Source organism: Novosphingobium sp. PhB165, from assembly GCF_004341845.1.
Classification (GTDB): Bacteria; Pseudomonadota; Alphaproteobacteria; order Sphingomonadales; family Sphingomonadaceae; genus Novosphingobium.
On the sequence record NZ_SLVB01000006.1, the window covers coordinates 445,699 to 472,303 of the forward strand.

General features: G+C 67.9%; 23 protein-coding genes. 11 read left to right on the top strand and 12 right to left on the bottom strand.

What is annotated here, in order from left to right; genetic code table 11:
• The first annotated feature begins 198 nt into the window (after positions 1-198).
• Entirely contained in the window at positions 199-888 is a 690-nt protein-coding gene (locus tag EDF56_RS19130; protein ID WP_132390430.1) for a hypothetical protein, read from the top strand.
• A 10-nt stretch (positions 889-898) separates the two neighbouring features.
• On the opposite strand, the gene EDF56_RS19135 is transcribed toward EDF56_RS19130, so the two are convergent.
• Both EDF56_RS19135 and EDF56_RS19140 read right to left on the bottom strand, forming a co-directional pair.
• A complete protein-coding gene (locus EDF56_RS19135) occupies positions 899-2,338 on the bottom strand; it encodes a succinylglutamate-semialdehyde dehydrogenase (RefSeq protein ID WP_243652693.1) in 1,440 nt (479 codons plus the stop codon).
• Between the two features lie 143 nt (positions 2,339-2,481).
• Positions 2,482-3,888, bottom strand: coding sequence for a protein adenylyltransferase SelO family protein (locus tag EDF56_RS19140; protein ID WP_132390434.1), 1,407 nt, complete (start codon positions 3,886-3,888; stop codon positions 2,482-2,484).
• Between the two features lie 66 nt (positions 3,889-3,954).
• Between EDF56_RS19140 and EDF56_RS19145 the strand changes: the two genes are divergently transcribed.
• The 5 genes from EDF56_RS19145 (at position 3,955) to EDF56_RS19165 (ending at position 9,758) form a co-directional block, all read left to right on the top strand.
• On the top strand, positions 3,955-4,845 hold the full coding sequence (locus tag EDF56_RS19145) for an alpha/beta hydrolase (protein ID WP_132390436.1): 891 nt from the start codon (positions 3,955-3,957) through the stop codon (positions 4,843-4,845).
• A gap of 20 nt (positions 4,846-4,865) precedes the next feature.
• Complete coding sequence (locus EDF56_RS19150; protein WP_243652694.1) at positions 4,866-6,065, top strand: glycosyltransferase family 4 protein; 1,200 nt, start codon at positions 4,866-4,868, stop codon at positions 6,063-6,065.
• Positions 6,066-6,169: 104 nt separating this feature from the next.
• Positions 6,170-6,940, top strand: a complete 771-nt coding sequence (locus tag EDF56_RS19155; protein ID WP_243652695.1) for a tetratricopeptide repeat protein — start codon at positions 6,170-6,172, stop codon at positions 6,938-6,940.
• A 23-nt stretch (positions 6,941-6,963) separates the two neighbouring features.
• Entirely contained in the window at positions 6,964-8,337 is a 1,374-nt protein-coding gene (locus EDF56_RS19160; protein ID WP_132390440.1) for a PQQ-like beta-propeller repeat protein, read from the top strand.
• A gap of 80 nt (positions 8,338-8,417) precedes the next feature.
• Positions 8,418-9,758, top strand: coding sequence for a DUF1295 domain-containing protein (locus EDF56_RS19165; RefSeq protein WP_132390442.1), 1,341 nt, complete (start codon positions 8,418-8,420; stop codon positions 9,756-9,758).
• A 131-nt stretch (positions 9,759-9,889) separates the two neighbouring features.
• Here EDF56_RS19165 and EDF56_RS19170 read toward each other — a convergent pair whose 3' ends face one another.
• Both EDF56_RS19170 and EDF56_RS19175 read right to left on the bottom strand, forming a co-directional pair.
• Positions 9,890-11,275 (bottom strand): glutamate--cysteine ligase, encoded by a 1,386-nt coding sequence (locus EDF56_RS19170; protein ID WP_132390444.1) that lies wholly within the window; start codon positions 11,273-11,275, stop codon positions 9,890-9,892.
• A 285-nt stretch (positions 11,276-11,560) separates the two neighbouring features.
• Complete coding sequence (locus EDF56_RS19175) at positions 11,561-12,304, bottom strand: 16S rRNA (uracil(1498)-N(3))-methyltransferase (protein WP_132390446.1); 744 nt, start codon at positions 12,302-12,304, stop codon at positions 11,561-11,563.
• Positions 12,305-12,594: 290 nt separating this feature from the next.
• Here EDF56_RS19175 and ubiA point away from each other — a divergent pair, with 290 nt between their 5' ends.
• Positions 12,595-13,536, top strand: a complete 942-nt coding sequence (ubiA, locus tag EDF56_RS19180; RefSeq protein WP_132390448.1) for a 4-hydroxybenzoate octaprenyltransferase — start codon at positions 12,595-12,597, stop codon at positions 13,534-13,536.
• Between the two features lie 21 nt (positions 13,537-13,557).
• Here ubiA and EDF56_RS19185 read toward each other — a convergent pair whose 3' ends face one another.
• Positions 13,558-13,929 carry a VOC family protein gene (locus EDF56_RS19185; RefSeq protein ID WP_132390450.1) on the bottom strand — a complete coding sequence of 124 codons (372 nt, stop codon included), beginning with the start codon at positions 13,927-13,929 and terminating at the stop codon, positions 13,558-13,560.
• A gap of 100 nt (positions 13,930-14,029) precedes the next feature.
• On the opposite strand from EDF56_RS19185, the gene soxR reads away from it, so the two are divergent.
• Positions 14,030-14,470: a redox-sensitive transcriptional activator SoxR gene (gene soxR / locus EDF56_RS19190; RefSeq protein WP_132390452.1), complete on the top strand. Its 441-nt coding sequence runs from the start codon at positions 14,030-14,032 to the stop codon at positions 14,468-14,470.
• Here the strand turns inward: soxR and EDF56_RS19195 are convergent.
• From EDF56_RS19195 to EDF56_RS19215, 5 genes are all read right to left on the bottom strand, one after another.
• Positions 14,410-14,883 carry a hypothetical protein gene (locus EDF56_RS19195; protein WP_132390454.1) on the bottom strand — a complete coding sequence of 158 codons (474 nt, stop codon included), beginning with the start codon at positions 14,881-14,883 and terminating at the stop codon, positions 14,410-14,412. The two genes, soxR and EDF56_RS19195, sit on opposite strands and share 61 nt — an antisense overlap.
• Positions 14,884-14,890: 7 nt before the next feature.
• A complete protein-coding gene (locus tag EDF56_RS19200) occupies positions 14,891-18,328 on the bottom strand; it encodes an AAA family ATPase (RefSeq protein WP_132390456.1) in 3,438 nt (1,145 codons plus the stop codon).
• Between the two features lie 30 nt (positions 18,329-18,358).
• Positions 18,359-19,129 carry a thioredoxin domain-containing protein gene (locus tag EDF56_RS19205; protein ID WP_132390458.1) on the bottom strand — a complete coding sequence of 257 codons (771 nt, stop codon included), beginning with the start codon at positions 19,127-19,129 and terminating at the stop codon, positions 18,359-18,361.
• A 126-nt stretch (positions 19,130-19,255) separates the two neighbouring features.
• On the bottom strand, positions 19,256-20,029 hold the full coding sequence (locus EDF56_RS19210) for a thioredoxin domain-containing protein (RefSeq protein ID WP_243652696.1): 774 nt from the start codon (positions 20,027-20,029) through the stop codon (positions 19,256-19,258).
• On the bottom strand, positions 20,029-20,676 hold the full coding sequence (locus tag EDF56_RS19215) for a DciA family protein (RefSeq protein WP_132390460.1): 648 nt from the start codon (positions 20,674-20,676) through the stop codon (positions 20,029-20,031). The genes EDF56_RS19210 and EDF56_RS19215 overlap by 1 nt, the downstream gene beginning before the upstream one ends.
• A 29-nt stretch (positions 20,677-20,705) precedes the next feature.
• Here EDF56_RS19215 and EDF56_RS19220 point away from each other — a divergent pair, with 29 nt between their 5' ends.
• Genes EDF56_RS19220 through nudC form a run of 3 tightly spaced genes read left to right on the top strand, consistent with a single transcriptional unit; the run spans position 20,706 to position 23,958 of the window.
• On the top strand, positions 20,706-21,749 hold the full coding sequence (locus EDF56_RS19220; RefSeq protein ID WP_132390462.1) for an A/G-specific adenine glycosylase: 1,044 nt from the start codon (positions 20,706-20,708) through the stop codon (positions 21,747-21,749).
• Positions 21,750-21,781: 32 nt separating this feature from the next.
• On the top strand, positions 21,782-23,062 hold the full coding sequence (locus EDF56_RS19225; RefSeq protein WP_243652709.1) for a serine hydrolase domain-containing protein: 1,281 nt from the start codon (positions 21,782-21,784) through the stop codon (positions 23,060-23,062).
• Complete coding sequence (gene nudC, locus EDF56_RS19230; protein WP_132390466.1) at positions 23,059-23,958, top strand: NAD(+) diphosphatase; 900 nt, start codon at positions 23,059-23,061, stop codon at positions 23,956-23,958. The genes EDF56_RS19225 and nudC overlap by 4 nt, the downstream gene beginning before the upstream one ends.
• A 167-nt stretch (positions 23,959-24,125) precedes the next feature.
• Here the strand turns inward: nudC and EDF56_RS19235 are convergent, their stop codons facing one another.
• A complete protein-coding gene (locus EDF56_RS19235) occupies positions 24,126-24,818 on the bottom strand; it encodes an HAD family phosphatase (RefSeq protein ID WP_243652697.1) in 693 nt (230 codons plus the stop codon).
• A 482-nt stretch (positions 24,819-25,300) separates the two neighbouring features.
• The gene (locus tag EDF56_RS19240) at positions 25,301-26,563 is read right to left on the bottom strand and encodes an N-succinylarginine dihydrolase (protein WP_132390470.1); all 1,263 of its coding nucleotides are present in this window, start codon (positions 26,561-26,563) and stop codon (positions 25,301-25,303) included.
• Positions 26,564-26,605 lie beyond the last annotated feature (42 nt).

Genomic DNA, 26,605 nt, shown 5'->3' on the forward strand with positions numbered 1-26,605 from the left:
CTCGACCATGTCCGGCGCCGGCGTACTTATGCGCGCAAGCATTCGCGGCCGGGCCATCTCGTTTTGGGACACCGCCACGATCGGCGCCTCCGCGCCCTTGTCTTTCGCGCCGCGCGCAGGAAGGATTTTCGCGGATCGGCAAGGCAGAACGGGCGCGGGTCGCGATTTTCCCGCCGCTGCGGCCGGAAAGGTGATGGGATGACAAGAGCTGCCGCAAGTGTCGTGGGCCTGATGCTCGCCGCCGCAATCGCCGGGTGCCATGCGAAATCGGACAAGCCCGCCGTGGACAAGACCGAAGCCACGCTCGGCGACCGCATCGTGGTCGATCCGGCGATGACGGGCGAAAGCACCTCAGCGGCGCCGGAGAGCGGCATCACGCTTTCGCCTGCCAGCCGTTCGCCCGAGTCTGTAGAGGCCGCGCGCCAGAGCGCTGCCGAGCTTGCCGGCGGACTTCAGCCGCTGCCCACGCCGACGCGGGGAAGCGCCTCGGCCCTTGCCCAGCGGGTGGCGGCGACCGCGCAAGTCTCCCCCGCAGCCAGGGCCGCCAAGACCGACTGCGCGGGCAAGGTGCAGTATGCCGCTGCCTGGGGCACCCGGTTGCCCGCCGAACTTCCGCTCTATCCGCGCGCTGCCGTGCAGGAAGCAGCCGGCACCGACGCCGATGGTTGCGCGCTGCGCGTGGTGAGCTTCGGCACTCCGGTCGGGGCCGGGGACGTGATCGGATTCTACCGCGCGATGGCGCTCAAGGCGGGCTACACCGCCGAATACCGCCTTGATGGCAGCGACAGTGTGCTGGGCGGTGACAAGGCCGGGCGCGCCTATGTGGTCTATGCGCGCAAACAGGCGAACGGGGTGACGGAAGTGGATCTCGCCACCTCTGGCCACTGAGCGGGGCGCGCTACCTGAGGCCAACCCCGATCATCGCGCGCGGCTGTTCCATTTCGCCCGAGGCGACCGGATAGGCGCAGTAATCGGCGGCATAGTAGCCGCTCGGCCGGTGGTTCCCGGAAAGGCCGATGCCGCCCATCGGCGCCGAATGGCTGGGGCCGGTGGTCGTGCGGTTCCAGTTGATGATGCCCGCGCGGACATGGGCCCAGAAGCGGTTGTAGTCCTGCGGGCTGCCGCCGATCAGCGAGGCGGCAAGGCCGAAGCGGGTGTTGTTGGCCTCGGCAATCGCCTCGTCGAAGTCATCGACGCGGATCACTTGCAGGATCGGGCCGAACAGTTCGACATCGGGCCGGTCCTTCAACGCGGTGGTGTCAATGATCGCCGGGCTGAGGAAGGGCAGGTTTTCGTCCTGACGAATCAGGTGCTTGATTGCCTTGCCGCCATTGCTCAGCAGGTAGAGGAAGCTCTCGGCCAGACCGTCTGCGGCGGCATTGTCGATCACCGGACCCATGAACGGGGCCGGATCGTCGAACGGCGCGCCGACGATGATGCGGTCGGCCAAAGTCTTGATCTCGGCCATCATCGCATCGTGGAGGGAGGCCTTGACGATCAGCCGGCGCGCCGCCGTGCAGCGCTGCCCGGCGCTGGCGAAGGCAGACTGGACCACCAGCGCGGCGGCGTCGGTTACCTTGGGCGTGTCCCAGAGCACGATCGGGTTGTTGCCGCCCATTTCCAGCGCCACGACTTTGTCGGGCCGGGTCGCGAGGCGGCGGTTGATCGAGATGCCGGTATTGGCGGAGCCGGTGAACAGCACGCCGTCCACGCCATTGTGGGCGACGAGATCCTGCCCTTCCAGCGGTCCGCCGATGGCAAGCTGGACGACGCCGGTCGAAATGCCCGCGCGGTGGAAACAGCGTGCCAGCAGCTCGCCGGTGGCGGGCGCTTTCTCGCTCGGCTTGAAGATCACCACGTTGCCCGCGATCAGCGCCGGCACGATATGGGCATTGGGCAAGTGCGCGGGGAAATTGTAAGGCCCCAGCACCAGCATCACGCCGTGCGGCTTGTGGCGCAGCGCCATCGTGCCCTGTAGCGCGCTGTCGAGCTTTCGCTGGCTGGTCCGCTCCGCATAAGCGCGGATCGAGACTTCGACTTTGGCGACCACGGCCTCGACCTCGGCGCGGGCTTCCCACAAGGGTTTGCCCACTTCGCGCGCGATCAGTTCGGCGAGCGGCTCGGCTTCCTTGCGCACTTCGTTGGCGAAGCGGCGGACGAGTTCCATGCGGGTGGACAGCGGCTGCGCGGCCCAGCCGGGCCATGCCCGGCGGGCGCGTTCGACCACATCGTCAACCGAGCAGACCGCGCCCCGCCAGATCTCCGCGCCCGTTGCCGGTTCGCACGAGACGATCTGTGCGTCGCTGGCGGCTTCGGTACTGGCGGTCTCGGCGCTCACGATCTTGGCGAGTCCTCGATTGTCTTTGGCCGAAACGGCGGGGAGTGGGGCCTTTGTGCTGGCTGCACCGTGCATGACGGGGTCTGTCCGTTGGAAGGTCGGAATGAGACGACCGCTATGGCACGGTTATCCCTAATGAGAGCCTAACGGCTGTGCCCGGCGGGAACGGGCGCGGGGCCCAGCTGGCGCCCGAGTTCGCGGATCGCGGCGACCTTTTCGTGAAGCGGATCCCAATCGTCACGCTCGTCGATGGCGGACCAGATGCGCTCCACTTCGTCGATCAGCACGCCGGGCGGGGCGTCCTGCTGCCAGAAGGCATCGTCCGCTGCGGCGCTGGGGCGGCGCTGGCGCAGGAGTTCGCCGAAGCCGTCATCGCCCGCCGCGCGGCCGGCGCGGTGGCGGAAATAGAAGGTTTCCGGCGCTTCTCCGCTGGCGACCATGGCCTTTTCGGCGGCCTGGATCAGTGCGAGATCGGCTGCGTCGTCCTGCTGTTCGACGCCGAGCCGCCAGCAGAAGCGGCGGTACATCGCCTGCTGGTACAGCGGCGCGAAGCGGTCCAGCGCGGCGACCAAGGGCTCGGTTTCGGCCAGCAGTCGCAGCGCCACGGCAAGCTGGCCGCAGTCCCACAGCACCGCCTCCGGCTGGCGGCCGAAGGCGTAGAGGCCGGAGTGGTCGAAATAGGCGGCCGTAAAGGCCGGATCCCAGCGCGGCAGCCAGCGCCACGGGCCGTAATCGAAACTCTCGCCCGAGATATTGATATTGTCGCTGTTGAGCACGCCGTGGACGAATCCGGCGACCATCCAGCCGGCGGCGGTATCGGCCATGCGCTCCACCACCTGATGCAGTAGGATCACCGCAGGCTCGTCGCGGCCGGGCATATCCTCGGGCGGCAGCGGGCCGGGGAAAGTCTTGAGGCAGTAATCGACCAGCGCTTCCATATGCGCGCGATCGTCCATCGCCAGCAGGCGCTGAAAGCTACCTATCCGCACATGGCCGTGACTGAGCCGCACCAGAACCGCCGAACGCGTGGGCGAGGGCTCGTCCCCCCGCCAGAGCGCCTCTCCGGTCTCGACCACCGAGAAGGTCTTGCTGGTGTTTACGCCCAGCGCCTCCAGCATTTCGGTGGCGAGGATCTCGCGGACCGCGCCCTTCAGCGTCAGTCTGCCGTCGCCGTCTCGGCTGTGCGGTGTCTGGCCCGATCCCTTGGTGCCGAGATCCAGCACGCGCCCTTCGCCATCGAGCATCTGCGCGAACAGGAAGCCGCGCCCGTCGCCGATGTCCGGATTGTACACGCGGAACTGGTGGCCGTGATAGCGCAGCGCCAGCGGCCGGGGGAGGTTGCCGTCCAACGGTTCGAACCGTCCGAAATGGGCGATCCAGCTCTGGTCGTCCAATCCGTCGAGCCCCACCGCGCGGGCCCACCTCTGATTGCGGAAGCGCAGGACGTGGCGCGGAAATTCCGCCGCCTGCACGGGACTTGCAATCCAGTCGGAAATCGCCTCGATACGCGGGGCCGGACGGTAGGCACTTGCTTGCGGTTCGCTTCGCATCGGGCGATAGTGGCGCTTGAGGGCCCGCCGATCAAGCCGGGTATCAGGAGGTCGCAAGCTTCTCAGATGACGGGTTATGAAGATCGGTTCTGGTCGAGCCGCGACGGGTTGAAGCTGCACTTCCGCGATTATGCCGCCATCGAGGGGGAATCGGGCGAATCCGGCCGTCTGCCGGTGATTTGCCTGCCGGGGCTCACACGCAATGCCCGCGATTTCGAGCGGCTGGCACCGCGCCTTGCTGCGCGCCGCCGGGTGATCTGCCCCGACATGCGCGGGCGCGGAGACAGCGAATATGCCCGCGAGTCGGCAACTTATACCCCGATTCAATATGGCGAGGACCTGCTGGCCCTGCTGGAGCAGGAGGACATCGACCGGTTCGTCGCCATCGGCACTTCGCTGGGCGGGCTGATGATCATGGGTCTGGCGACGCTGATGCCGGAGCGCATCGCCGGAGCGGTGATCAACGATGTCGGCCCCGTTCTCGAACCCGAGGGCATGGAGCGGATCCAGGACTATGTCGGGCAGGGGCGCAGTTTCCCCACCTGGGTCCATGCCGCGCGCGGGATCGAGAGCACCTTGGGCGACGCCCATCCCGGCCACACGCTGGATTTCTGGATCGGCATGGCCAAGCGGCTGATGACGCTTTCGGGCAATGGCCGCATGGTCTTCGACTACGACATGAAGATCGCCGAGCCTTTCGCGGCTTACGATGTCGATGCCCAGCCCGATCTCTGGCCTGCATGGGAAGCGCTGGGGTCGGAAGTGCCGGGTGGGAGGCCCCTGCTGGTGCTGCGCGGCGAGCATTCGGACCTGCTTTCGGAGGCGACGCTGGCGAAGATGCTGCGCCGCGTGCCCGGCGCGGAGGCGCTGACACTGCCCGATCTCGGCCACGCACCCACGCTGGACGAGCCGGAAGCGGTGGCCGTGATCGAGGCACTGCTGGACCGCGCGGACTGAGCGCGGAAGAGCGGGCGATCTTGCGCATCCTTCACCTCCATTCGAGCTTTGCGGCGGGCGGCAAGGAACTGCGCGCGGCGCGGTTGATGAACGCGTTCGGTCCCGGCGTGGCGCATGACGTGGTGTCGGCGCAGGTGGGCGAGCTCGGCGCGGCGGTCGTGCTCGATCCGGCGCTGGAGGTCGGCTTTCCGACGGATTTCCCCAGCCTTCAGGGGCGGCCCACGCCGCCCCGGCTCTGGCGCATCGCCAAGGCCATGCGGGATTATGATCTCGTGCTCACCTACAACTGGGGGGCCATGGACGCGGTTCTGGCGCATCGGCTCTACGCCGGGCTGCTCCAGCTTCCCGCGCTGGTCCATCACGAGGACGGCTTCAACGAGGATGAGGCGAACGGCCTCAAGGCCTCGCGCAACATGTTCCGCCGCCTGGCGCTGGCGGGGGCGGCCGCGCTGGTGGTGCCCTCGCGCCGGCTGGAGGGCATTGCCCGCGATGCATGGCGGCAACCGTCCCGGCGCCTGCATTTCATTCCCAATGGCATCGATTGCGCTGCCTTCATCGACAAGCCCCGGCCGGACGTGCTGCCCGGCGTGGTCAAGCATGAGGGCGACCGCTGGGTCGGCACTCTGGCGGGGCTGCGCCCGGTCAAGGACTTGCCCCGGCTGGTGCGCGCCTTCGCCGGATTGCCGCAGGCGTGGAAGCTGGTGATCCTTGGCGAAGGCCCGGAACGCGGCGCGATTCTGGCTGAGGCAGAGCGCCTTGGCGTGTCGGGGCGCGTCCATCTGCCGGGCTTCGTGGCCGATCCCTCGCGCGCGGTGGGGCTGTTCGATATTTTCGCGCTCTCCTCCCGCAGCGAGCAGTTCCCGATCTCGGTGGTGGAGGCCATGGCCGCCGGCCTGCCGGTGGCGGCCCCTGCGGTGGGCGACGTGGCCGACATGGTCGCGGCGGAGAACCGTGCCTTCATCGTCCCGGCGGATGAGAGGGAAGCGGGGACGACGCTGGCCTCGGCTCTCGCCCAACTCGCCGGTGCGCCTTCGCTGCGCGCCCGGGTGGGCGCCGCCAACCGCGCGAAAGCGCAAGCCGAATATGACGAAGCGGCCATGATCGCGGCCTATCGCGCGGTCTACAGCGGCGCATCCGGCCGTCCGGAGCTGGCTTTTGCCGCCTCCGTTGACCGTTCAGCCGCGCTTCACGCCCGCACCGTCAATCCAGATCATCGTTGAAAAGCCGCCACCATTCGCTAAACAGCCCGGCAACCATCCCGATTTCCGCAGAAAGCGCCCGAAAATTGGCTCTGCCTCCTTCCGATAGTTCGACTTCCAATCCCGTGTCCGCCAAGCGACTCGCCGCGCAGCAGGATGTCTTCCTGCGCGAAGTCGATGACGCGCTGCGCCACGATCAGGTGGAAGGCTTCTTCAAGCGCTTCGGTGTGCCGCTGCTGGCCGCGATTCTGGTCGGGCTGGCCGCCTTCGGTGGCTACCTGTTCTGGCAGCACCAGAGGGAAAAGGCGCGCGAGGCCAATTCCGAGGCGTTCATCCAGGCGATCGACTCGCTGAAGACCCAGAACCTTGACGGGGCGAAGGACAAGCTGAAGCCGATTGCCGACAGCGGTTCGGACGGCAGCGCCACGTCGGCCAAGATCCTGCTTGCGGGCATTGCCCTCGAACAGAACCGCAAGGCCGATGCGCTCAAGCTGTTCGACACCGTGGCGAACGACGCCAAGGCGCCGCAGCCGCTGCGCGACCTTGCCGTGATCCGCGGCGTGGGCGCCAACTTCGATGCGATGAAGCCCGAAGACGTGGTGGCCAAGCTCAAGCCCTATGCCGCCCCCGGCAACCCGTGGTTCGGCGCGGCCGGTGAGCTTGTCGGCATGGCCTATATCAAGATGAACAAAACCGATCAGGCCGGTCCGCTCTTCGCTGCCATTGCGAAGGACGATCAGGTCGAGGACGGTCTGCGCAGCCGCGCACGCCAGCTTGCCGCAGTGCTCGGCGTCGATGCCGTCGACGACGTCGTCGATGAGCGCGGCGAGCCGCTGGGCAAGACAAAGAACGGGCAGCCGGCGGCCGATGCCGCCGCCGCGCCTGCCGGAGAATGATAATGCTTGGTGAGAATATGCCCATGAACGGTGCCGCTTCGAAGTCGCGCACCTCCGCTCGCCCCTCGGCCCGCAGGCAGATGCGCGTGGCATCGCTGATCGCGCTGGCGCTGGTGGCGGGGCTTTCGGGCTGCAAGTCCACCGGCAAGCACCCCAAGACGCCGACCGTGGGCGATCGCGTGCCGATCCTCTCGCGCATCGAAAGCGGCGCCAAGGTCGATCCCTCGCTCGAATCGGTGGCAGTGATCCTGCCGCCCGCCACGGCCAACACCGAATGGGCGCAGGGCGGCGGCAATGCCGGCAAGTCCTACGGCCATCTGGCACTTGCCGAGAATCCGCAGCGCGTGTGGACGGCCCAGATCGCCGGTTCCACCACCCGCCAGCGCCTTGCCGCCGCACCGGTGATCGGGGACGGCAAGATGTTCGTGATGGACACCGACGGTGTGGTCCATGCCTTCGATGCCGAGAAGGGGACGCATCTGTGGACCAAGAACTTCGCGGTTTCGGGCGGTAACAACCAGGCGATCTTCGGCGGCGGCGTCAGCTTCGATTCGGGCAAGCTCTACGTCACCACCGGCCTTGGCGAAGTGGCCGTGCTGAACGCCAACGACGGCAGCCAGGTCTGGAGCAAGAAGCCCGGCGGCCCGCTGCGCGGCGCCCCCACGGTCAGCTTCAACGCCGTCTACGTGATGACGCAGGACAACCAGATCATCGCGCTCAACGCGGCCGATGGTGCGGTGCTGTGGAACGAATCGGCCTCGCTCACCCAGTCGGGCGTGTTCGGCGTGGCGACGCCCGCGGCCGGGCAGGGCACGGTGATCGCCGGTTACGCGTCGGGCGAACTGGTTGCCTATCGCTACGAGAACGGCCGCCAGCTCTGGTCGGACGCGCTTGCCCGCACCTCGATCGCGACCGAAGTGGGCAGCCTGACCGACCTTGACGCCGATCCGATCATCGACCGTGGCCGCGTCTACGCGCTGGGTCAGGGCGGCCGTATGGCGGCTTACGAACTGGTCACCGGCCAGCGCATCTGGGAACTCAGCCTCGCGGGCATTTCGACGCCCGCCGTGGTGGGGGACTGGGTCTTCACGCTGGACGACCATGCCGAGATCCTGGCCATCGCCCGCACCAGCGGCAAGGTCCGCTGGCTGACGCAGCTTCAGCGCTACCAGAACGCGAAGAAGCGCAAAGGCCCGATCTTCTGGGTCGGCCCGATCCTGGCCGGCAACAAGCTGTGGATCGGCAATTCGCGCGGCGAACTGGGCACCGTCGATCCGACGAACGGCACTTTCACGCTGGCCCACGAACTCAAGTCCCCGATCTCGCTGGCGCCCATCGTCGCCAACCAGACGCTCTACGTGCTCGACGATTCGGGCACGATCAGCGCCTTCCGCTGATCCGCAGGAATTCCGCCGCCGGCAGCGCCCCGCGCACCGGCGGCCGTTTTCCTTAACCAATTGCCGCTAGGCCGCTCGGCATGAACAGCGGCATTTCCAGACCGACCAGCGACGTTTCGGCAGGCGTGGGCCTGACCGGGCTCGCCGCGCTGCTCGGCTGGTTGTTGCTCTGCCGCAAGTGGGCCGCCGTGGCCGATGCTCTGGCGCTGCCGGGGCCGCATGCGCCGATGAGCGGGCCCTATGCCGCCGTCGCCACGCTGTTCGTCACCGGCCTTGCCATGAGCCTCTGGTCGCTGCTGGTGGACAAAGTGCACCGCCGTCCCTCGACCGGGATCGACTGGCGCCGCGCGCGCCGGCTGGCGGAAACGACAGAGATATCGATCACCAAGCTCGCCGGGCTCTGGGCCACGTGGGCGCTGATCGCGGGCTATTACTGCATCGGCCGCTGGTACTGGGATGGGCAGTACCTTTTCGCCATGGAGGTGATCGGCGCGGCGGCACTGCCGTTGATGGTGCTTTCGGTGCCTTACGTGTTCTGGCTCGACCGTCATCTGCTGGAGCCGCGCGATGCCGCGTGGCACTTCGGCGCGCTGCTGATCGGGCGCGAGGCGTGGGACGGGGAGCAGGTGAAGCGGCATGGCCGGGCCTGGGCGATCAAGGCCTTCTTCGGCGCTTTCATGATCTCCATCCTGCCGGGCGGCTTCGCGCAAGTGGTGACCGCCGATTTCGGCGTCATGGCGGGCGATCCGGTGGCCTTGGGCTCGACGCTGATCGCACTACTGTTCCTGATCGACGTGCAGATCGGCACGGTGGGCTACATCTTCACCTTCCGCCCGCTGGACGCGCATATCCGCAGCGGCAATCCGCTGCTGGCGGGCTGGGTGGCGGCGCTGATGTGCTATCCGCCCTTCGTCTGGGGCACGATGGGCCGGGCCGACGTGCTGGGTTACGAAGTGAACACGCCGGGCTGGGCGTTCTGGTTGCAGGGCCATACCCTGCTGCTGTGGCTCTGGGCGGGGCTGCTGGTCACGCTGACGGCGATCTATGCCTGGGCGACTTTCGCGTTCGGCCTGCGCTTCTCCAACCTCACCTATCGCGGCGTGCTGACCAACGGGCCCTATCGGTTCACGCGGCACCCGGCCTATCTGTCGAAGAACCTGTTCTGGTGGTGCTCGACGCTGCCGTTCCTCGTGACCAGCCATGCCCTGACCGACATGGTGCGCAACACCGTGCTGCTGGGCGTGGTGAGCGGGATCTACTACTGGCGCGCGCGGACCGAGGAAGCGCACCTGCTCGCCGAGGATGCCAAGTACCGCGCCTATCACGCGTGGATGGCGGAGAACGCGCTGATTACGCGGACGTTGGCGAAGCTGGGAGACAGGCTGCGGCCGAGTGCGCGGGAGCCGCAGGCGGCGGAGTAAGGGGCTTGCCCTTCCCACCGTTCATCCTGAGCTTGTCGAAGGATGTGAGCCACAGCGCCCCGCCTCAGGGGGCTTCGACAGGCTCAGCCTGAGCGGGAGGGAAGGCCTCAGATGAGGCTATCCCTCAACCCTCAGAAGCTCTTCAGCGCGTAGATCTTCGAGAGATCCCCGCCCCACTCGCCATTGTAGAGGTCGAGCAGGCGCTGCGCCGGCACCTTGCCGCTGGCGACGATCTCGGCCAGCGGTTCCAGATAGCCGGTCTCATTGTCGCCGCCCGCGTTGAGGCGGTTACGCGCAGCAAGGCCCGAGCGCGAGATGTTCAGCACTTCGCCGGCGATGTCGCGCAGCGTGCCGCCGCCCGGAAGCGGGGCGTCGAGGCCCAGCTTGGGCACGGAATTACGCAGTTCCTCGCGCCCTTCCATGTCCCAGTCCTTGACCAGATCCCACGCCGCGTCGAGCGCGGTCTGGTCATAGAGCAGGCCTACCCAGAACGCGGGCAGGGCGCAGATGCGGCCCCACGGACCGCCATCGGCGCCGCGCATTTCGAGGAAGGACTTGAGCCGCACTTCGGGGAAGGCGGTGGAAAGGTGGTCCGTCCAGTCCGACAGGCGCGGAAGCTCGCCGGGGAGCACCGAAAGCTCGCCCTTCAGGAAGTCGCGGAACGACAGCCCGGCGGCGTCGATATAACGGCCTTCGCGGAACACGAAGTACATCGGCACGTCGAGCATATAGTCGACATAGCGCTCGTACCCGAAGCCATCCTCGAACACGAAAGGCAGCATGCCGGTGCGCGCGGGATCGGTGTCCGACCAGATATGGCTGCGGTACGAGAGGTAGCCGTTGGGCTTGCCCTCGGTGAAAGGCGAGTTGGCGAAGAGCGCGGTCGCCAGCGGTTGCAGCGCCAGCGAGGTGCGGAACTTCTTCACCATGTCCGCCTCGCTCGAATAGTCGAGGTTGACCTGGATGGTACAGGTGCGCAGCATCATGTCGAGGCCCATCGTCCCCACCCGCGGCATGTGCCGCAGCATGATGTCGTAGCGGCCCTTGGGCATGATCGGGAGTTCGGCGCGGGTCTTGTCGGGCCACATGCCAAGGCCGAGGAAGGCCTTGCCGATGTGATCGCCGATGGTCTTCACCTGGGCGAGGTGACGCCCGGTTTCCGCGCAAGTCTGGTGCAGGTTTTCCAGCGGCGCGCCCGAAAGTTCAAGCTGGCCCGCCGGTTCCAAGCTGACGGTGCCGTCGCTGCCCTTCATGGCGATGACGTTCGCGCCGTTGGGGCCTTCCTCGATGATCGGCTCCCAGCCGAACTGGGTCAAATCATTGAGAAGATCGCGAATTCCGCCCTTTTCGTCGTAAGACGGGGCATGGTGATCGGCGGTGTCGTAGACGAATTTCTCGTGCTCGGTGCCGATCCGCCACGCCTCGCACGGCTTTTCGCCCGCAGCCATCGGCGCGGCGAGTTGATCCAGGCTTTCGACCACCGGATCGTCGCGATCCGAAACCTCACGGGTGCTCATGGCGGGGGAGGTAGAATGCCTTCGAGCCGGATGCCACAACTTTTTGTACCGACCGGTTTCTTTTGTTCGAGAGGCGCGGTTTTCGGGCGTTTTTGGGGCGATTGAGGAGGTTAACGCGGTCGGACGTGGGTCTTGGTTTATGAGATGTTGGGGCGAGATTCGGCCCCTATCACGCCGTCGCCCTCGCGAAGGCGGGGGCCCCGCTGCCTTGCGTTATACGCCAAGGGAAGCGGGATCCCCGCCTTCGCGGGGATGACGAGGTTTGTTTGGTCTTGAGTTCGGCGTTCACCAATCGCCGGAGATGGCCATCCATAGCGCGGTCGCGCCGATGCTCGCCGTCTCCCCGCGCAAGATGCGCGGGCCGAGCGTGATCGCCCGCGCCATCGGATGTGCGCGGATAAGCGCGCGTTCCTCGTCGTCGAAACCGCCCTCGGGGCCCACCAGCAGCGCCGCCGGGCCCGGATGCGCGGCGAATTGCGCGGCGGCCGGCGCCCCGCCGGTCTCGTCGGCGAAGAACAGCGTGCGGCCTTCGGGCCAGTCGCGCAGCAGGGCGTCGAGCTTCACCGGCTCGGCGATCCCGGGCAGCGCGGTCCGGGCACACTGCTCGGCGGCTTCGGTGACGATGGTCAGCGCGCGCTCGGGATTGAGCTTGTCCGCCACGCAGCGGCGCGTGATCAGCGGTTGCACATGCGCGACGCCCAGTTCGGTTGCCTTTTCAAGCACGAGGTCGAAGTTCGGCTTCTTGAGCAGCGCCGCACAGAGCCAGAAGTCCGGCACCGCCTCGCGCTCGCGCAGCCGCTCACGCACCGCAAGCACGACATCGCGCTTGCCGGCGGAGACGACTTCGGCCGCCCATTCGCCGGTCTCGTCGTCGCACAGGATCACCGCGTCGCCGGGGGCGATACGCATGACTTTGCCGAGATAATGCGCCTGCCCGCCCTCGATAGTGACCGGGGCGCTCTCGGCGAGCGGTCCGGTCACGAAGAGGCGCGGGGCCGAGCGCGGCGGCCAGGCCGGAGTGGCACCCATCGTTATGCTTGCTCCCTTGTTGCGACAGCGATGTGCGCAGCGCTTCCCATTGTTTTACGCCCGGGTCCAGCGCGGCGAGCGGCCGGCGTTCGTTGACCGGTGCAAAACGCCGCTCCGGGCCTTGGAACCTGAGGCGCCGGAGAGAATCGGGCGCGCTGCGGAAAAGGCGGACCTCATTTTACCCATCGTCGATTGGTTCCCCCGGAAGCGACGAGCCGCCCTCATGGCGCGGCCGAAGGATTCGTCTGGCAGCCGAGTGCGTCGATTCGGCACGTTCGGGCATGACAATCATGGCCTTTTGCATTACCCCATCCGCCGTGAACGACTCTCTACTCGTCCCGGATACCGAACACCGCGGGCTCGTTTCCGCCCTGCCGCCGATGCCGCGCGCCTTCGCCATGCTGGCCCGCTTCGACCGGCCGATCGGCTGGTGGCTGCTGTTCTGGCCTTGCGCCTGGGGCGTGCTGCTGGCGGGCGGAGAAGAGCGCTGGGGCCTCATCCTCTGGTTCCTGGCCGGTGCCATCGCGATGCGCGGCGCGGGCTGTGTCTACAACGACATCGTCGACGCCGATCTCGACCGCAAGGTGGCGCGCACCGCTGCACGTCCGGTGGCGAGCGGACTGGTCAGCCCCAAGGCGGCATGGATCTGGCTGCTGGCGCTCTGCGCGGTAGGGCTGGTGGTGCTGTTCCAGCTTCGCCCCCGGGCGCAGCTCGTGGCCGTGGGCAGCGTGGTGCTGGTGGCCGCCTATCCCTTCATGAAGCGCATCACCTGGTGGCCGCAGGCGTGGCTGGGCATGGTCTTCACCTGGGGCGCGCTGGTCGGCTGGGTGGAGATCCGGCCCGATCACCTTGAGGTCCTTGCCGCGCTCTACTTCGGGTCGATCGCCTGGTGCATCGGGTACGACACGATCTACGCGATACAGGACCGCGAGGATGACGCGCTGGTCGGCATCCGTTCCTCGGCCCGTCGGCTCGGCGGTCATGTGCGCGCGGGTGTTGCCGGATTCTACACTTTGGCAGTGGCGTTCTGGGCGCTCGCCTTCTGGATGCTGCGGCATGACTGGGTTGCACTGATCGGCCTTGGCCCGGTGGCGCTGCACTTGGCGTTTCAGGTTGCCACGCTCGATCCCGAGGACGGCGACAATGCACTGGCCCGCTTCCGCTCGAACCGCGATCTCGGCCTTGTCATGGCGCTGGCCTGCTGGGTGGTGGGCAACGCCGGGATCCTGTGATCGACCCGGCGCTGCGAAGGTTCAGGCGTAGCTGACCAGCTCGAACTCGATGCCGTCCCAATCGAAGAAGTAGAACCGGCGGCCGGGCTCGTAATCGGCGTGGTTGAACGGGACGAGGCCCGCCGCGATCACCCGGCGCTCGGCCTCGTCGAGATCGTCCACCACCAGTCCGACATGGTTGAGCGGGGCGCCCTTGGCGAAACGCTCGTGTTCCTTGCGGTCGGTATAGACCGCGATGTAGCTGAAATCCCCGCCGACATGGATCGTCTCGCCGCCGTTGATCGCGGGGCCGCGCCAGCGTTCGTGCCAGCCGAGCAGATCCTGCAACAGCGCGGACGAGCGATCGATATCGCTCACGGTAATATTCGCATGTTCGAGGCGGCCCTGGGCCATCGGAATGTCTCCTGCTGTTCGCCGGTCGAATCGCCGGCTTGGCCTTGATGCAACCTCAAGTTAACTTGAGGTCAAATGGAAAAGGCGGCAGAAGAGGCGGATGGTCGAAGATCGGTTCATCTCCATCGGCTATCTGGCCCGGCGCACCGGCGTCGCGGTTTCCGCCATTCGCTTCTACGAGGAGAAGGGCCTGCTCACCGCGCTGCGGTCGAGCGGCAACCAGCGGCGCTTCCTGCGTTCGGACATTCGCCGCGTGAGCTTCGTGCTGATCGCGCAGAAACTGGGGCTGGGCCTTGCCGAGATCGAGCGCGAACTCTCGTCGTTGCCGCAGGGCCGCACGCCGACGATGGAGGACTGGGAACGCATCAGCCTGTCGATGCGGGAGGCGATCGACACCAAGATCGCGCTGCTGGAACTGACCCGCCGCAAGCTGGACGAATGCATCGGCTGCGGTTGCCTCAGTCTGGCGAAGTGCCGCCTCTACAACCGCGACGACGAGGCGGGCGCGTTGGGACCGGGGCCGCGCTTCGTGCTGAAGTGATTCAGCCGCGCTCTGCGGTCTTGCGTACGGCGCCGAGGATGCGTCTGGTGGACATCGAAGCCGAGCGCCAATTTGGGGACGCCAGCCTCGTCGAAAGTCTTGAACGCGGGTCCATCTGCCACAGGGTGAAGGCCGTAATCGGCCTGCCAGAACTGGCCGACCAGGCCGTAGACCAAGCCGCTTGGCGTGCGTTCCAGCAGTGTGAAGTTCGCCATGCCGAAGGGTTCGGGCCGCCGCTTGCCGGTGAGCCGCGCAGGCAATTCGCGCAGGGCGATCATGGCGCGGAAGAAAGGATCACTTTCCGGGCGATAGGCCGCAACGGCATCGAGGATGGCGTCAGCCCCTGCCTTCACAGTGGCGGCATGCGTCTCTGAAAACTGGAACTGCGGCAGGTAGTCGTCGATGAGGGCCATCAGGTTGCTATTCCGCCGCCAGCAATTCCTCGGCACCGACAAGGTCCACGCTGACCAGCCGGGAGATGCCCTTTTCGACCATGGTCACGCCGAACAGGCGGTGCATGCGGCTCATCGTCACGGCATTGTGGGTGACGACGAGGTAGCGCGTGTCGGTTTCCTTGGTCATCGCTTCCAGCAAGTCGCAGAAGCGTTCGATATTGGCGTCGTCGAGCGGCGCGTCGACTTCGTCGAGCACGCAGATCGGCGCGGGATTGGTGAGGAACAGGCCGAAGATCAGCGCCACGGCGGTCAGCGCCTGTTCGCCGCCCGACAGCAGCGTCAGCGATTGCAGCCGCTTGCCGGGAGGCTGGGCATAGATTTCCAGCCCGGCCTCCAGCGGATCGTCCGAATCGATCAGCGCTAAGTGGGCCTGACCGCCCTGGAACAGCCGCGTGAACAGGCGGCGGAAGTGGCCGTCGACCGCCTCGAACGCGGTGCGGAGGCGTTCGCGGCCTTCGCGGTTGAGCTTGGCGATCGAGCCGCGCAGGCGGTTCACCGCTTCGGCCAGTTCGGCCTTTTCGGAGAGGCTGATGTCGAGCTGCGATTCGGCTTCGGCCAGTTCGTCCGCGGCGACGAGGTTGACCGGGCCGATCCGCTCACGGTCCGCGACAAGGCGGTCCATCGCGGCGGCTTCGTCCTCGGCACGGCCCACTTCGGTAGGCGCGAAGGCAAAGCGTTCGGCCAGAACCGGGGGCGGGCACTGGAAGCGCTCGCCGGAGAGGCGCGTGGTCTCGATCCGGCGGGCGTCCTCGTTCTCGGCCCGGGCGGCGGCGCCGGCGCGGTATTCGCGGGCGCTGGCGAGCGCCTCCTGCGAGGCGGCAAGCGCGGTATCGGCCTTGCGCCCGGCTTCGGTGAGCGCGGACACGGCGGCATCGGCGTTGCCCAGTTCCTCGGCGAGGCGGAGGCGGATCGCTTCGGCCTGTTCGATTTGCTCCATCAGCGCGCCGGGCTTGGCGGCGATCACCGCGCGCTCGGTCTCGATCTCTTCCAGCCGCCCGGCCATCTGCGCAAGGCGGTTGGTGGCGTCGCCGGCGCGGGCCTGCCAGCTACGCATATCGCCCGCCTGCGAGCCGGTGCGCTCGCGCGCAACGGCCAGCGCCTGATCGTGCACCGCCAGCGCCGCCGTGGCTGACTGGAGCGCGGTGCGGGCGGTGTCGTTCCGGAGCCTTGCCGCGTCGAGCGCCGCGCGTCCGGCCTCGGGATCGGGCAAGCCGGCGCGCTTGCCCTCGGCGGCGGCGACTTCCTGTTCGGCGCCTTGCCGCTGGTCAGAAAGTTCGGTTTCGGCACGGGCGATCTCGGCACGGCGCGCGGCGTGGCGCTGACGCGCATCCTCGGCCTGATCGACCGCGCGCAGGGCGGTGCGTTCGGCATTGGCGGCATCGGCGATGGCCCGTTCGGCGGCGACAACCGCCGAGGACAGGGCCGCAAGCTGCTGCTGGATTTCCGCCTGCCGGGCCTCGGCCCCCACGACCGCCTCGCGCAGCGGCGGCAATTGCGCGTCGAGTTCGGCGAAGCGGTTCTCGGCTTCGAGCCGCGCGGCTTCGGCGGCGCCTTCGCCGCGCGCGACGAAGCCGTCCCAGCGGCGCAGCACGCCCGCGCGGGTGACCAGCCATTCGCCCGGCGCGAGCGCGCGTCCATCGTCCGTTTCGGTGACGTGGACCAGCGCGAGGCGGGCCGCGAGTTCCGGCGGGCACTGGGTGACGTGGGCGGAAAGGCTGTCCTTGACGGGGGCAGGGGCGTCGGCACCAGTCCAGAAGCGCCCGTCGGACCCGCCCGCTTCGCCCAGCGGCGCGCGGGCATCGCGGCCCAGCACGGCGGCGAGCGCGCGCTCATAACCCGGCGCCACGCGCACCGCGTCGATGGCGACGGGCAGGCCATGCGCGGCCTTGGCGCCCTTGGCGCGGGCCTCGCGGTCCTTGGTGAGCGCGGCGTGTTCACGCTCGATGCCGGTAAGGTCGGCGCGGGCGGCGGCGAGCGCCGAAGCGGCACTGTCGCGTTCGGCCTGAAGCTCGGCCTTGCGTGCTTGCTGTGCGTCCAGCCCTTCACGCGCGGCGGCCAGCGCGGTGTGAGCGGCCTCGGCCCGGGCCCGCGCCTCGGCAACGGCGGCGTCGAGATCGCCCGCCTGCGCCAGCGCCTCGACTTGCGCGGCGAGCCTGCTCGCTTCGGCGGCAAGGCGGTCGAGCCGGTTGCGGGCCTGTGTCAGTTCGGAATCGGCAATGCGCCATTCGGCCTCGACCCCGGCCTGCGCGGCGGTCGCCTGCGCGAGATCCAGTTCGGCGGCCCGTGCGGCGCGTTCCGCCCCTTCGAGCGCATTGGCGACGCGCGGACGTGCGGCCTCGTCCGCTTCAAGCTGCTTGCGGCCCTCCGCCAGTTCGCGTTCGAGACGCGCCAGCGCTTCGGCGGCATCGCGCGTCAGCCGGTCGGCATCGCCGCGATCCTCTTCCAGCCGGGTCTTCTGGCGGTCGAGGTCCTTGAGGCGCTGCTCGGCGGCTTCCAGCTGGCTGGTGAGTGTGGCCATGCGGTGGCCCTGCGCATTGGCATCGTCGCGGCGGTCCGCCAGTTCATCGCGGGCGGCGATCAGCGCTTCGGCGGCCTTGGCTTGCTGCTTTTGCGCTTCGCCCGCCAGTTCCTGCGCGGCGGCGACGCGGGTTTCGGCGGCCTGCGCCTCGCGCTTGGCGGCATCTGCAGCGGCGGCGGCATCGCGCCAGCGGGCATAGACGACGCGGGCTTCGGCAAGGCGGATCTGGTCGCTCAGCGCCTTGTAGCGCTCGGCCGCCTTGGCCTGACGGCGCAGCGAACCGACCTGCTTGTCCAGCCCGGCCATGATGTCTTCAAGCCGGGCGAGGTTCGCCTCGGTCGCGCGGAGCTTGGTTTCGGCGTCCTTGCGGCGGACGTGGAGGCCGGCGATGCCCGCCGCCTCTTCCAGCATGGCGCGGCGTTCGGCGGGCTTGGCGGCGATGACCGCGGCGATGCGGCCTTGCGAGACAAGCGCCGGGCTATGCGCGCCGGTGGCGGCATCGGCGAAGATCAGCGAGACGTCCTTGGCGCGCACGTCGCGGCCGTTGACGCGATAGGCGCTGCCCGCGCCGCGCTCGATCCGGCGGACGACTTCCAGTTCGTCGCGCACGCCGTCGGCATCGGGAGAGGTTTCGGCGTGGAGGACGACTTCGGCGAAGGCGCGGGGCGGCCGATTGGCGGTGCCCGCGAAGATCACGTCCTCCATCCCGCCGCCGCGCATCGACTTGGCCGAGCTTTCGCCCATGACCCAGCGGATCGCTTCGAGGAGGTTGGACTTGCCGCAACCGTTGGGGCCGACGACGCCCGTCAGCCCCGGTTCGATGCGCAGTTCGGCAGGCTCTACGAAGCTCTTGAAACCGCTGAGCTTGAGCCGCTTTATGCGCATCGGATCGTGATCAGAGACCGGGAGCGCGCATCAGCGCGCGCCGGCCTGCTGGAGCTTGGCTTCGAGCTCTTCGAATTCCATCGAACCGACCGAATTGCCGTTGATCAGGAAAGTCGGCGTGCCGGTGACGTTGAAGTCCTTGGTCGCCGTCTCGGTCTGATCCGCCAGCGCCTTGGCGCGGGCGGTATCGGCAAGGCAGCTTGCGGCCTGATCATGCGAGATCCCGCGCGAGGCGAAGAATTCGGTCATGCCGCTGACTTCGGCGATGGCGGGAAGCTGCTGTTCCTTCGGCATGCTCTGGATCGCTTCGAGCTTGGCCTTGTCCGCCGCCTGAAGCTTTTCGAACATGTTGGGCTGCCAGGCCCAGAACTGCTCGGCCAGCGGCAGCACGGCCTCGGTCGAACCGCAGGTGGCGAGCAGGGTGGCCGGGAAGTCATAGGCATTGAGCATGAAGAAGCGCAGTTCGTAGCTCACGCGGCCGCTGTTGACGTAAGTGCCACGCAGCTTCTCGAACCCGGTGGTGGCGAACTTGGCGCAGTGCGAGCACGACAGCGCGCCATATTCGACCAGCTTGATCGGGGCTTCGGGATTGCCGATGCGGAAGCCGCCCTCGGGGGTCTTCTCGACCACGTCGCTCCAGCTCTTGCCGGCGGGCGGGGCGACATTGGCCAGTGCCGTGCTGGAGGTGGGCGCGTCGGTCGACGTCGCATCGGTGGCCTTCTTTCCGCATGCCGCGAGGCCCAGCGCGAGCGGGACGACGGCAAGGCCGAGAACGATCTTACGGAAGGCGGGACGGGTCATCGATGCGAATCCTCGAATGGAAGTGCGAAAGCTAGCTCAAGCCTCGCGGTGTTCAAAGCGTGGGAAGCCGCCCATACGGCGGCTTTCCCACAGGAATCCGGCCTATAGGAGCCGGGGTTTTTCCGCTCAGACAGTGCCTTGGCGCAGGCCTGCCTGCTTGGCGGCAAGCGCCTTCGAGAGGCCCGGCCAGTCGTGCACGTCCAGCAGCTTGCCGTCGAGCACGAAGCTGGGGGTGCTGTTGGCGCCCACTGCCTCAACCGTCTTCTGCTGCTGTTCCAGCTTGGCGAAGGCGGCCTTGTCGTTGATGCACTGGTCTGCCTGCGCGTGGCTGACGCCCCACGGTGCGACCATCGAATAGAAGTCGAAGTCCGCCGCGATGGCGCGCATGCGGGTCTGGATATCGCCCTGATACCAGGCCTGCTGGCGGTCCTGCCCGATGGTGTTGAGCTTCGCCATCCAGATATCCTGCGTGGCGAGGAACGCATTGTGGCGCACGAAGAAGCGCTTGGGATCGCCGCACGTGGTCAGCATCGCGATGGTGAGGTCGATCGGATTGCGCAGCAGGTTGGTCACCGTCACCGCGACTTGCCCCTTGGGCACCATGGTCTGGCGCAGCGGCACGTCGGAATCGCGCGTGAAGTGCGCGCAGTGCGGGCAGGTGTAGCTGACGAATTCGACAACTTGCGTCGCCGCCCGGGGATTGCCCAGCATGTGGCTGCCGTCGGCCGTGACCGTGACCAGCGTGCCCCAGTTGGCCGGACCTGCGGGCCGGGGTGCAGGTTTCGTGGCCGGTTTGGCCGGTGCGGCGGCCTTGTGCACCGGCGCGGCGCCGGTGGCGAGCAGGGTGGCGGCGGCGAGCATGCCGATGCGCGCAGCGATCCCCGACTTTGAAAATTTCATCAATTCCCCCCGTTTTCCCTGGGTGTTTCGTCTCTGGATGCTTCGTCCTTGGCGGCAAGACTGCGCGCCAGCGATTCGAGCACCGCGCGAAGCTCCGGATCGCCGACGTCGCGCAGCGATTCCCCCAGTTCGAGCGGCACCGGTTTCAGCGTCGGCGCGGCAGTCTGCGGCTTTGAAGCAGGCGGCGGCTTAACCTCGCCTTGCCGGATTTTCGCTTTCGCCACGGCCTTGTAGCCGAAGAAGCGGTTCACCCGCTCGATGATCTCGGGCACCACGTGCTGGATCATCGGCGCATGGGCGGGGGCGACCACCAGCTGGAGCACGCCTTCGCTCTTTTCGCCGGGCGGGAAGCGGATCGATTCGGGCGAACAGACGCGGGCATGGCGGGCACCGACGATCTCCGGCCAGCGCGTCACCACGCTCGATTGCACGAAGCCGAAGCGGCGAAAGGCCGTGCGGCCCACTTCGGGCATGAGATCGGCAATGGCGCGGGCCTGCCCGCCGCGCGCACGCTCGAAGCGGCGCGGCGTCTTGGCGGTTTCGGTGCCGGCTGCTTTGGCAGAGTTCTTCGCGGAACTCTTGCCGGAGCCCGTGACCAGGCCCGTGCCCTTACCCTTGCCAGTGTTCTTGTGGGGATCCCGTTCCATTGTCGGCGCTCCAATGCCATAGGGCTGGCATGGACGCCAGCCGCGATACGATCTCCGAACTGCTTCTGGGCTGGTACGACCGTCATGCCCGCGCCCTGCCGTGGCGGGCGCCGCCGGGGACTGCCGCTCCCGAGCCTTACCGGGTGTGGCTGTCCGAAGTGATGCTCCAGCAGACCACGGTGGCGGCGGTGAAGGACTACTTCGCCGCGTTTACCGCAAGATGGCCGAAAGTGACCGACCTTGCCGCCGCCGCCGATGAAGAGGTCATGGCGGCATGGGCGGGGCTTGGTTACTACGCTCGCGCCCGCAACCTGCTGGCCTGCGCCCGTGCGGTGGCGGCGCGGGGCGGCACTTTTCCGGACAGCGAGGACGAACTGCGGGCGCTTCCCGGGCTGGGCGCCTATACTGCCGCCGCCGTCGCCGCGATTGCCTTCGGGCGCCGCGCGGTGGTGGTGGACGCCAATGTCGAGCGCGTGGTCTCGCGCCTTTTCGCGCTGGAGGAGCCGCTGCCGGGCTCCCGCCCGACGATCCGCGCGCTGGCCGATACGATCACGCCGGACGCGCGGGCGGGTGACTTCGCACAGGCCATGATGGACCTTGGCGCCACAGTCTGCACGTCCCGCGCGCCGCGCTGCCTGCTTTGCCCGCTGGCCGAGCCCTGCAAGGCCCGCGCGCAGGGCGAACCAGAGCGCCTGCCGGTCAAGGCTGCGAAAAAGGCCAAGCCCACGCGCAAGGGCCGGGCTTTCTGGATCGAGCGCGACGATCACGTCTGGCTGGTGCGCCGGCCGGGCAAGGGCATGCTGGGCGGCATGCGGGCGCTGCCGGACGACGGCTGGTCGGCCCGCGGCGATGGCAGCGGCGAAGGTCCGGTGGCAGGGCCCTGGGACAATGCCGGCCGGGTCGCGCATGTCTTCACGCATTTCGCGCTGGAGCTATCGCTGGCGGTCCATCTCGGCGCGTCCGCCCAGCCGGAGGGCGAGGGCGAATGGTGGCCGCTCGACCGGATCGACGAGGCGGGGCTGCCCACGCTCTTCGCCAAGGCCGCAAGGCTCGCATTGGCCGAGGCGGCGTGAGCGAAGGCCTCTCCGTCCTGCTGGACCGGCGCATGGCCTTGCGCCTTGGTGTTGCAGCGGGACTTGGGGCAGGACTGGGAGCAGCGCTCCTGCCGCGACTGGCATGGGCGGTGGAGCAGCCCGTCGCGCTGCCCAAGGTGACTGCGCTGGTCGACCGCTGGGTGGGCACCGGCAAGTTCCCCGGCATGGTCGCCTCGCTCGGCCTGCCCGGACGCGAGGCGCAGTTCGTGGCGCGCGGCGCGCAGGGGTTCGACGATGGCACCGCGATGGGGCCGGACAGCCTCTTTCGCATCTATTCGATGACCAAGCCGGTCACCGGCATGATGGCAATGCAACTGATCGAGGAAGGCCGCCTCGCGCTCGATCAGCCGCTGGCCGATGTGCTGCCCGCCTGGCGCGACATGCGCGTGCAGGATCGCTACGACGGCCCGCTCGACAGACTCCACGCCGCGCCCCGGCCGATCACCATGCGCCACTTGCTGACGCATACCTCGGGCATCGGCTATTCGATCGTGCAGACCGGCCCGATCCGCGATGCCTATGTGAAGCAGGGGCTGGTGCCGGGGCAGGTGAGCCGGATCGAGGTGCCAGGCCTCACTTACGGCGCGCCGATCCACGGGCTGGACCATTTCGCCGACCGGCTGGCGACGCTGCCGCTGGTCGCCGATCCGGGCACGCGGTGGTCCTATTCGATGGGGCTCGATGTCATGGGCCGGGTGATCGAGGTGGTCACCGGCAAGCGTTTCGACGCCTATTTGGCCGAGGCGCTGTTCGGCCCGGCCGGGATGACCAGCACCGAGTTCCGCGTGGGGCCCGGCGATGTGCGCAGGCTTACGACCAATTACGGCGCGCTGGGCGGGGTGCTGGTGCCGATCGATCCGCCGGAAAGCTCGGTCTACCTCGATCCTCCCGCCTTTCCTTTCGGCGGTTCGGGCCTTGTCAGCAGCCCGCGCGACTATGACCGCTTTCTGCGCCTGCTCGCGCAAGGCGGCATGATCGACGGGCGGCGCGTGCTGTCCGAGCGGGCGGTGGCGCTGGGCACGTCCGACCTGTTGCCGCCGGGCGTGGACCGCTCGCACATGATCGCGGGCCCTTCCGGCTTCGGCGCGGGCGGACGCGTGGGGCAGGGCGCGGAGGCCGGAATCTTCGGCTGGTCCGGCGCGGCGGGCACGGTGGGCATGGTCGACATGACCCACGGCCTGCGCTCGCAACTGTTCGTCCAGTTCATGCCGTCCGACGCATTGCCGCTCCTGCCCGAATTCCAGACCGCACTGAAGGCCGATGTCATGGCCCTGATGGAGACCCGCCCTTGATCTTGCCGATTGCCTTTTCCGGCGCCCACCTCGACCGCGCCGACCACTTGCGCAACGATCCTCAGGCGCTCGCTGCCGCCCGCAATGGCTCCGCGCGGTTGTTGCGGCTGGACGGCCTCGATGCGGTGCTGGCCGGTAGCGGGGCGCTGCTGTGGGACGGGATTGACCGCGCCGCGCCGGACAGCGAGCTGATCTTCCTCGGGCTGGACGGAGAGGCCGCCTGTTTCGCCGAAGTCCCGGCCGCCCAGCCGCTGAGCGGCCCGCATGCCACGCCGGTCAACTGGCACGTGATGGCGGTGCTGCCGCCGCACGAGCTGGCGGCTTACGGCACCGCGCGCAGTCTGGTGAGCTGGCATGGCCGCCACCGTTTCTGCGCCGTCTGCGGCTCACCCACCGTGCTTGCCAAGGGCGGCTGGCAGCGCACCTGCACCAATGCGGAATGCCGCTCCGAGCATTTCCCGCGCGTCGATCCGGTCACCATCATGCTGGTCGAGCACGAGGGGCGTGCCTTGCTGGGTCGCCAGCCGCGCTTTCCCCAAGGACGCTACTCGACTCTCGCGGGCTTCGTGGAGCCGGGCGAGACCGTGGAGGAAGCCGTGGCCCGCGAAGTCTTCGAGGAAGCGGGCGTGCGGGTGCGGGATGTGCGCTATGTCGCCAGCCAGCCCTGGCCGTTCCCGTCTTCGCTGATGATCGGCTGCCATGCGGTGGCAGAAAGCGACGGGCTCACCATCGATACTACCGAACTGGAAGATGCCCGCTGGTTCACCCGCGCGGAAGTGGCCGAGGCGATGGAAGCCATCGGGCGGGGCGAGAGCGGCAAGGCCTTTGGAGCCCCGCCGCCGCATGCCATTGCGCATGTGCTGATGCGTTGGTGGCTGGATCTGGGGCAGGCCTGATCGGGGTTTTCGCGCGGAGGCGCGGAGACGCGGAGGAAGGTCGCGCTTGCGGCGTAGCCGCCTTGTCTATCCATCGTGGAGGCAGACGCGAAGGTGAAGGGTGAAGAGCGGCTTTGCCGCTCAAACAACGTCCCTCCGCGTCTCCGCGCCTCCGCGTGAAACCGTTGTCAGCGCGCCTCGACCGGCGCCAGCAACAAGTCGCGCAGCGCCGAAAGGCTGGGCAGCACGCGCGCAGCCGCGAGCGTCATTTCTTCGGTTGCGGGCAGCAGGTCCGGCACGACGATCGTGGCGATCCCCGCTGCTGTCGCAGAGCGCAGACCGGCCGGGCTGTCCTCGACGGCGATGCAGTCCATCGGATCGACGCCGAGGCGGCTCGCGGCCAGCAGGTAGGGTTCCGGATGCGGCTTCGCGTTCCGGACATCGCTGCGGGTAATCACCACGTCGAAATAGGACAGCAGCCCGGCCTTCTCCAGCCGCTGCGCGGCATAGGGCGCCTCGGTAGAGGTGGCGATGGCCATGGGCACGCCGGCATCGGCGAAGTGATCGAGGATCAGCTCCGCGCCGGGGCGCAGCGGGATACCGGCATCGACCATGGCCTCGAACAGCACGTCGCTTTCATCGAAGAACCGGTCGAGCGGGAAGTCGGGGCCCATGGCGTCTGCCACCAGGCGGCGGCTGCCCTCGCGATAGACCCCTACCATCGATGCCAGCAGTTCGTCGGGAACCGACACGCCCATGGCGCGGCCGACTTCCGCAAAGGCGCGGCGATGGCCGGCCTCCGTATCGAGCAGCGTTCCGTCCATGTCGAAGATCGCGGCGCGGATCGGATCGGGAAGCACGCGCGGGGCGGTGATGAGCATCGATGTAGCCATGTCTGCAATATGAAGGCTCAGCGTGGCGGAACCATTGCAAATCGTGAAACCATGCTTGCGAAAAGCGCTGAGCGGTCCGGATTTCCATCCCGCATGCTCCGCTCATCCTGAGCTTGTCGAAGGATGTCAGGCCTCACGCCTCGCCGCCGGGGGCTTCGACAAGCTCAGCCTGAGCGGGGTCGGGAGGGAGGGAGAAAATGGGGCCGTGCCCTCCGACCCACGCCATCCTGAGACGGTGGGAATGGGGGGAAATGAGACGCCCCTCCCGCCTTCGTCATCCTGAACTTGTTTCAGGATCCATTTTACCACCTGCCCGGTGCTCCAATCGGCAGCCCTCTAGCGTCGCGTCGTTCGCGCCACCGTTCGGAATGGGCCGCGAAATGGATCCTGAAACAAGTTCAGGATGACGAAGGTTTTGACATCCGTATCGGCGGTATGACTGCAACGGCTGATGCTTGCGGAAGGCCGCTCTAGAACAGCTCGCGATCCAGCTCTTCCAGCCCCAGTTCCTTGCACAGCGCCGAGCGGGCGGCGATGCATTGCTGCCAGAGCGCCGGTTCGGACAAGTCCTCCACCGCGATCCGTTCGGGCCAGAGGCGGTCCACCAGCGCCTCGATGCGGTCGAGCTTGTCGGCCGTGGCAAGGAAGCGCGGATCGACGGTAGCCGGATCGGCAACCACGCGCAGGCGCAGGCAGGCGGGGCCGCCGCCGTTGGCCATCGATTCGCGCAAGTCGTGGACGAAGAGGTGGCGGATCGGGCCGTTTCCGGAAACGTGGCGTTCCAACCAGTTCCACACGGGCGCCGCCGCCTGCGCCTCGCTCGGCAGCACCAGCGCCGCCTCGCCCGAGGGCAAGGTCAGCAATTGGGCATTGAAGAGGTAGGACTGGATCGCGTCGAACAGGCTGACTTCGCTGGCCGGCACTTCGACGATCTCGATATCCGGCAGTTTGGCGCGCAGTTCGGCGTAAAGCTTGTCGCGTTCGGCGAAGGCGTGTTCGTGGGTGAACAGCACGCGCTCGTTGGCGACGGCGACGACATCGTTGTGGAAAGCCCCGGCGGCAATCGCTTCCTCGGACTGCTGCGCCAGGATCGTGCGTTCGGGATCGAGCCCGTGCAGCCGCGCGACGGCGGCGCTGGCCTCGCGGTGCTGGCGGGCGGGGTAGGGGCCGCCTGCCTCGCCGTAGACGAAGACCTCGATCCCCGGCGCATCATGGCTTGCGCAGAGGCGCATGTGGTTGGCCGCGCCTTCGTCTCCGAACGGTGGAGGGATCGGGCTGTGCACCGCGAAGTGGGCGCTATCGGCGAAAGCGATTTGCAACTGCACCAGCGACTCGCGCCATTCGTAGCTGCGGTGCGGCATCGTCACCAGATTGGCGACGGTGAGGTGGCAGCGCCCGTCGGCCGTGTCCGGTGCGGGCGAGACGGTGGCGGCATTGGCCGCCCACATCGAGGAGGCCGACATGGCCGTGGCGCGCAGGCGCGGGTCGGCGGTTTCGACTTCGGTGCCGAGCCGCGCCAGCCAGCCTGCCGCAGGGCGGCGCTGGGGCAGGAAGAAGCCTTGCGACAGGCCCAATTCCAGATTGGCGCGCATCTTGGCGAGCCCTTGCAACGCCGCGGAGCGCGGGGCCGAGACCTTGCCGAAGTTCCTCGTCGAGGCGAGGTTGCCAAGGCTGAGCCCCGCATAGTTGTGGCTGGGGCCGACGATACCGTCGAAATTGATCTCGGTGAGCATGGGGGTCTGTCTCAGGCGTTAGAGCATTTTCAAGTCAGGTGG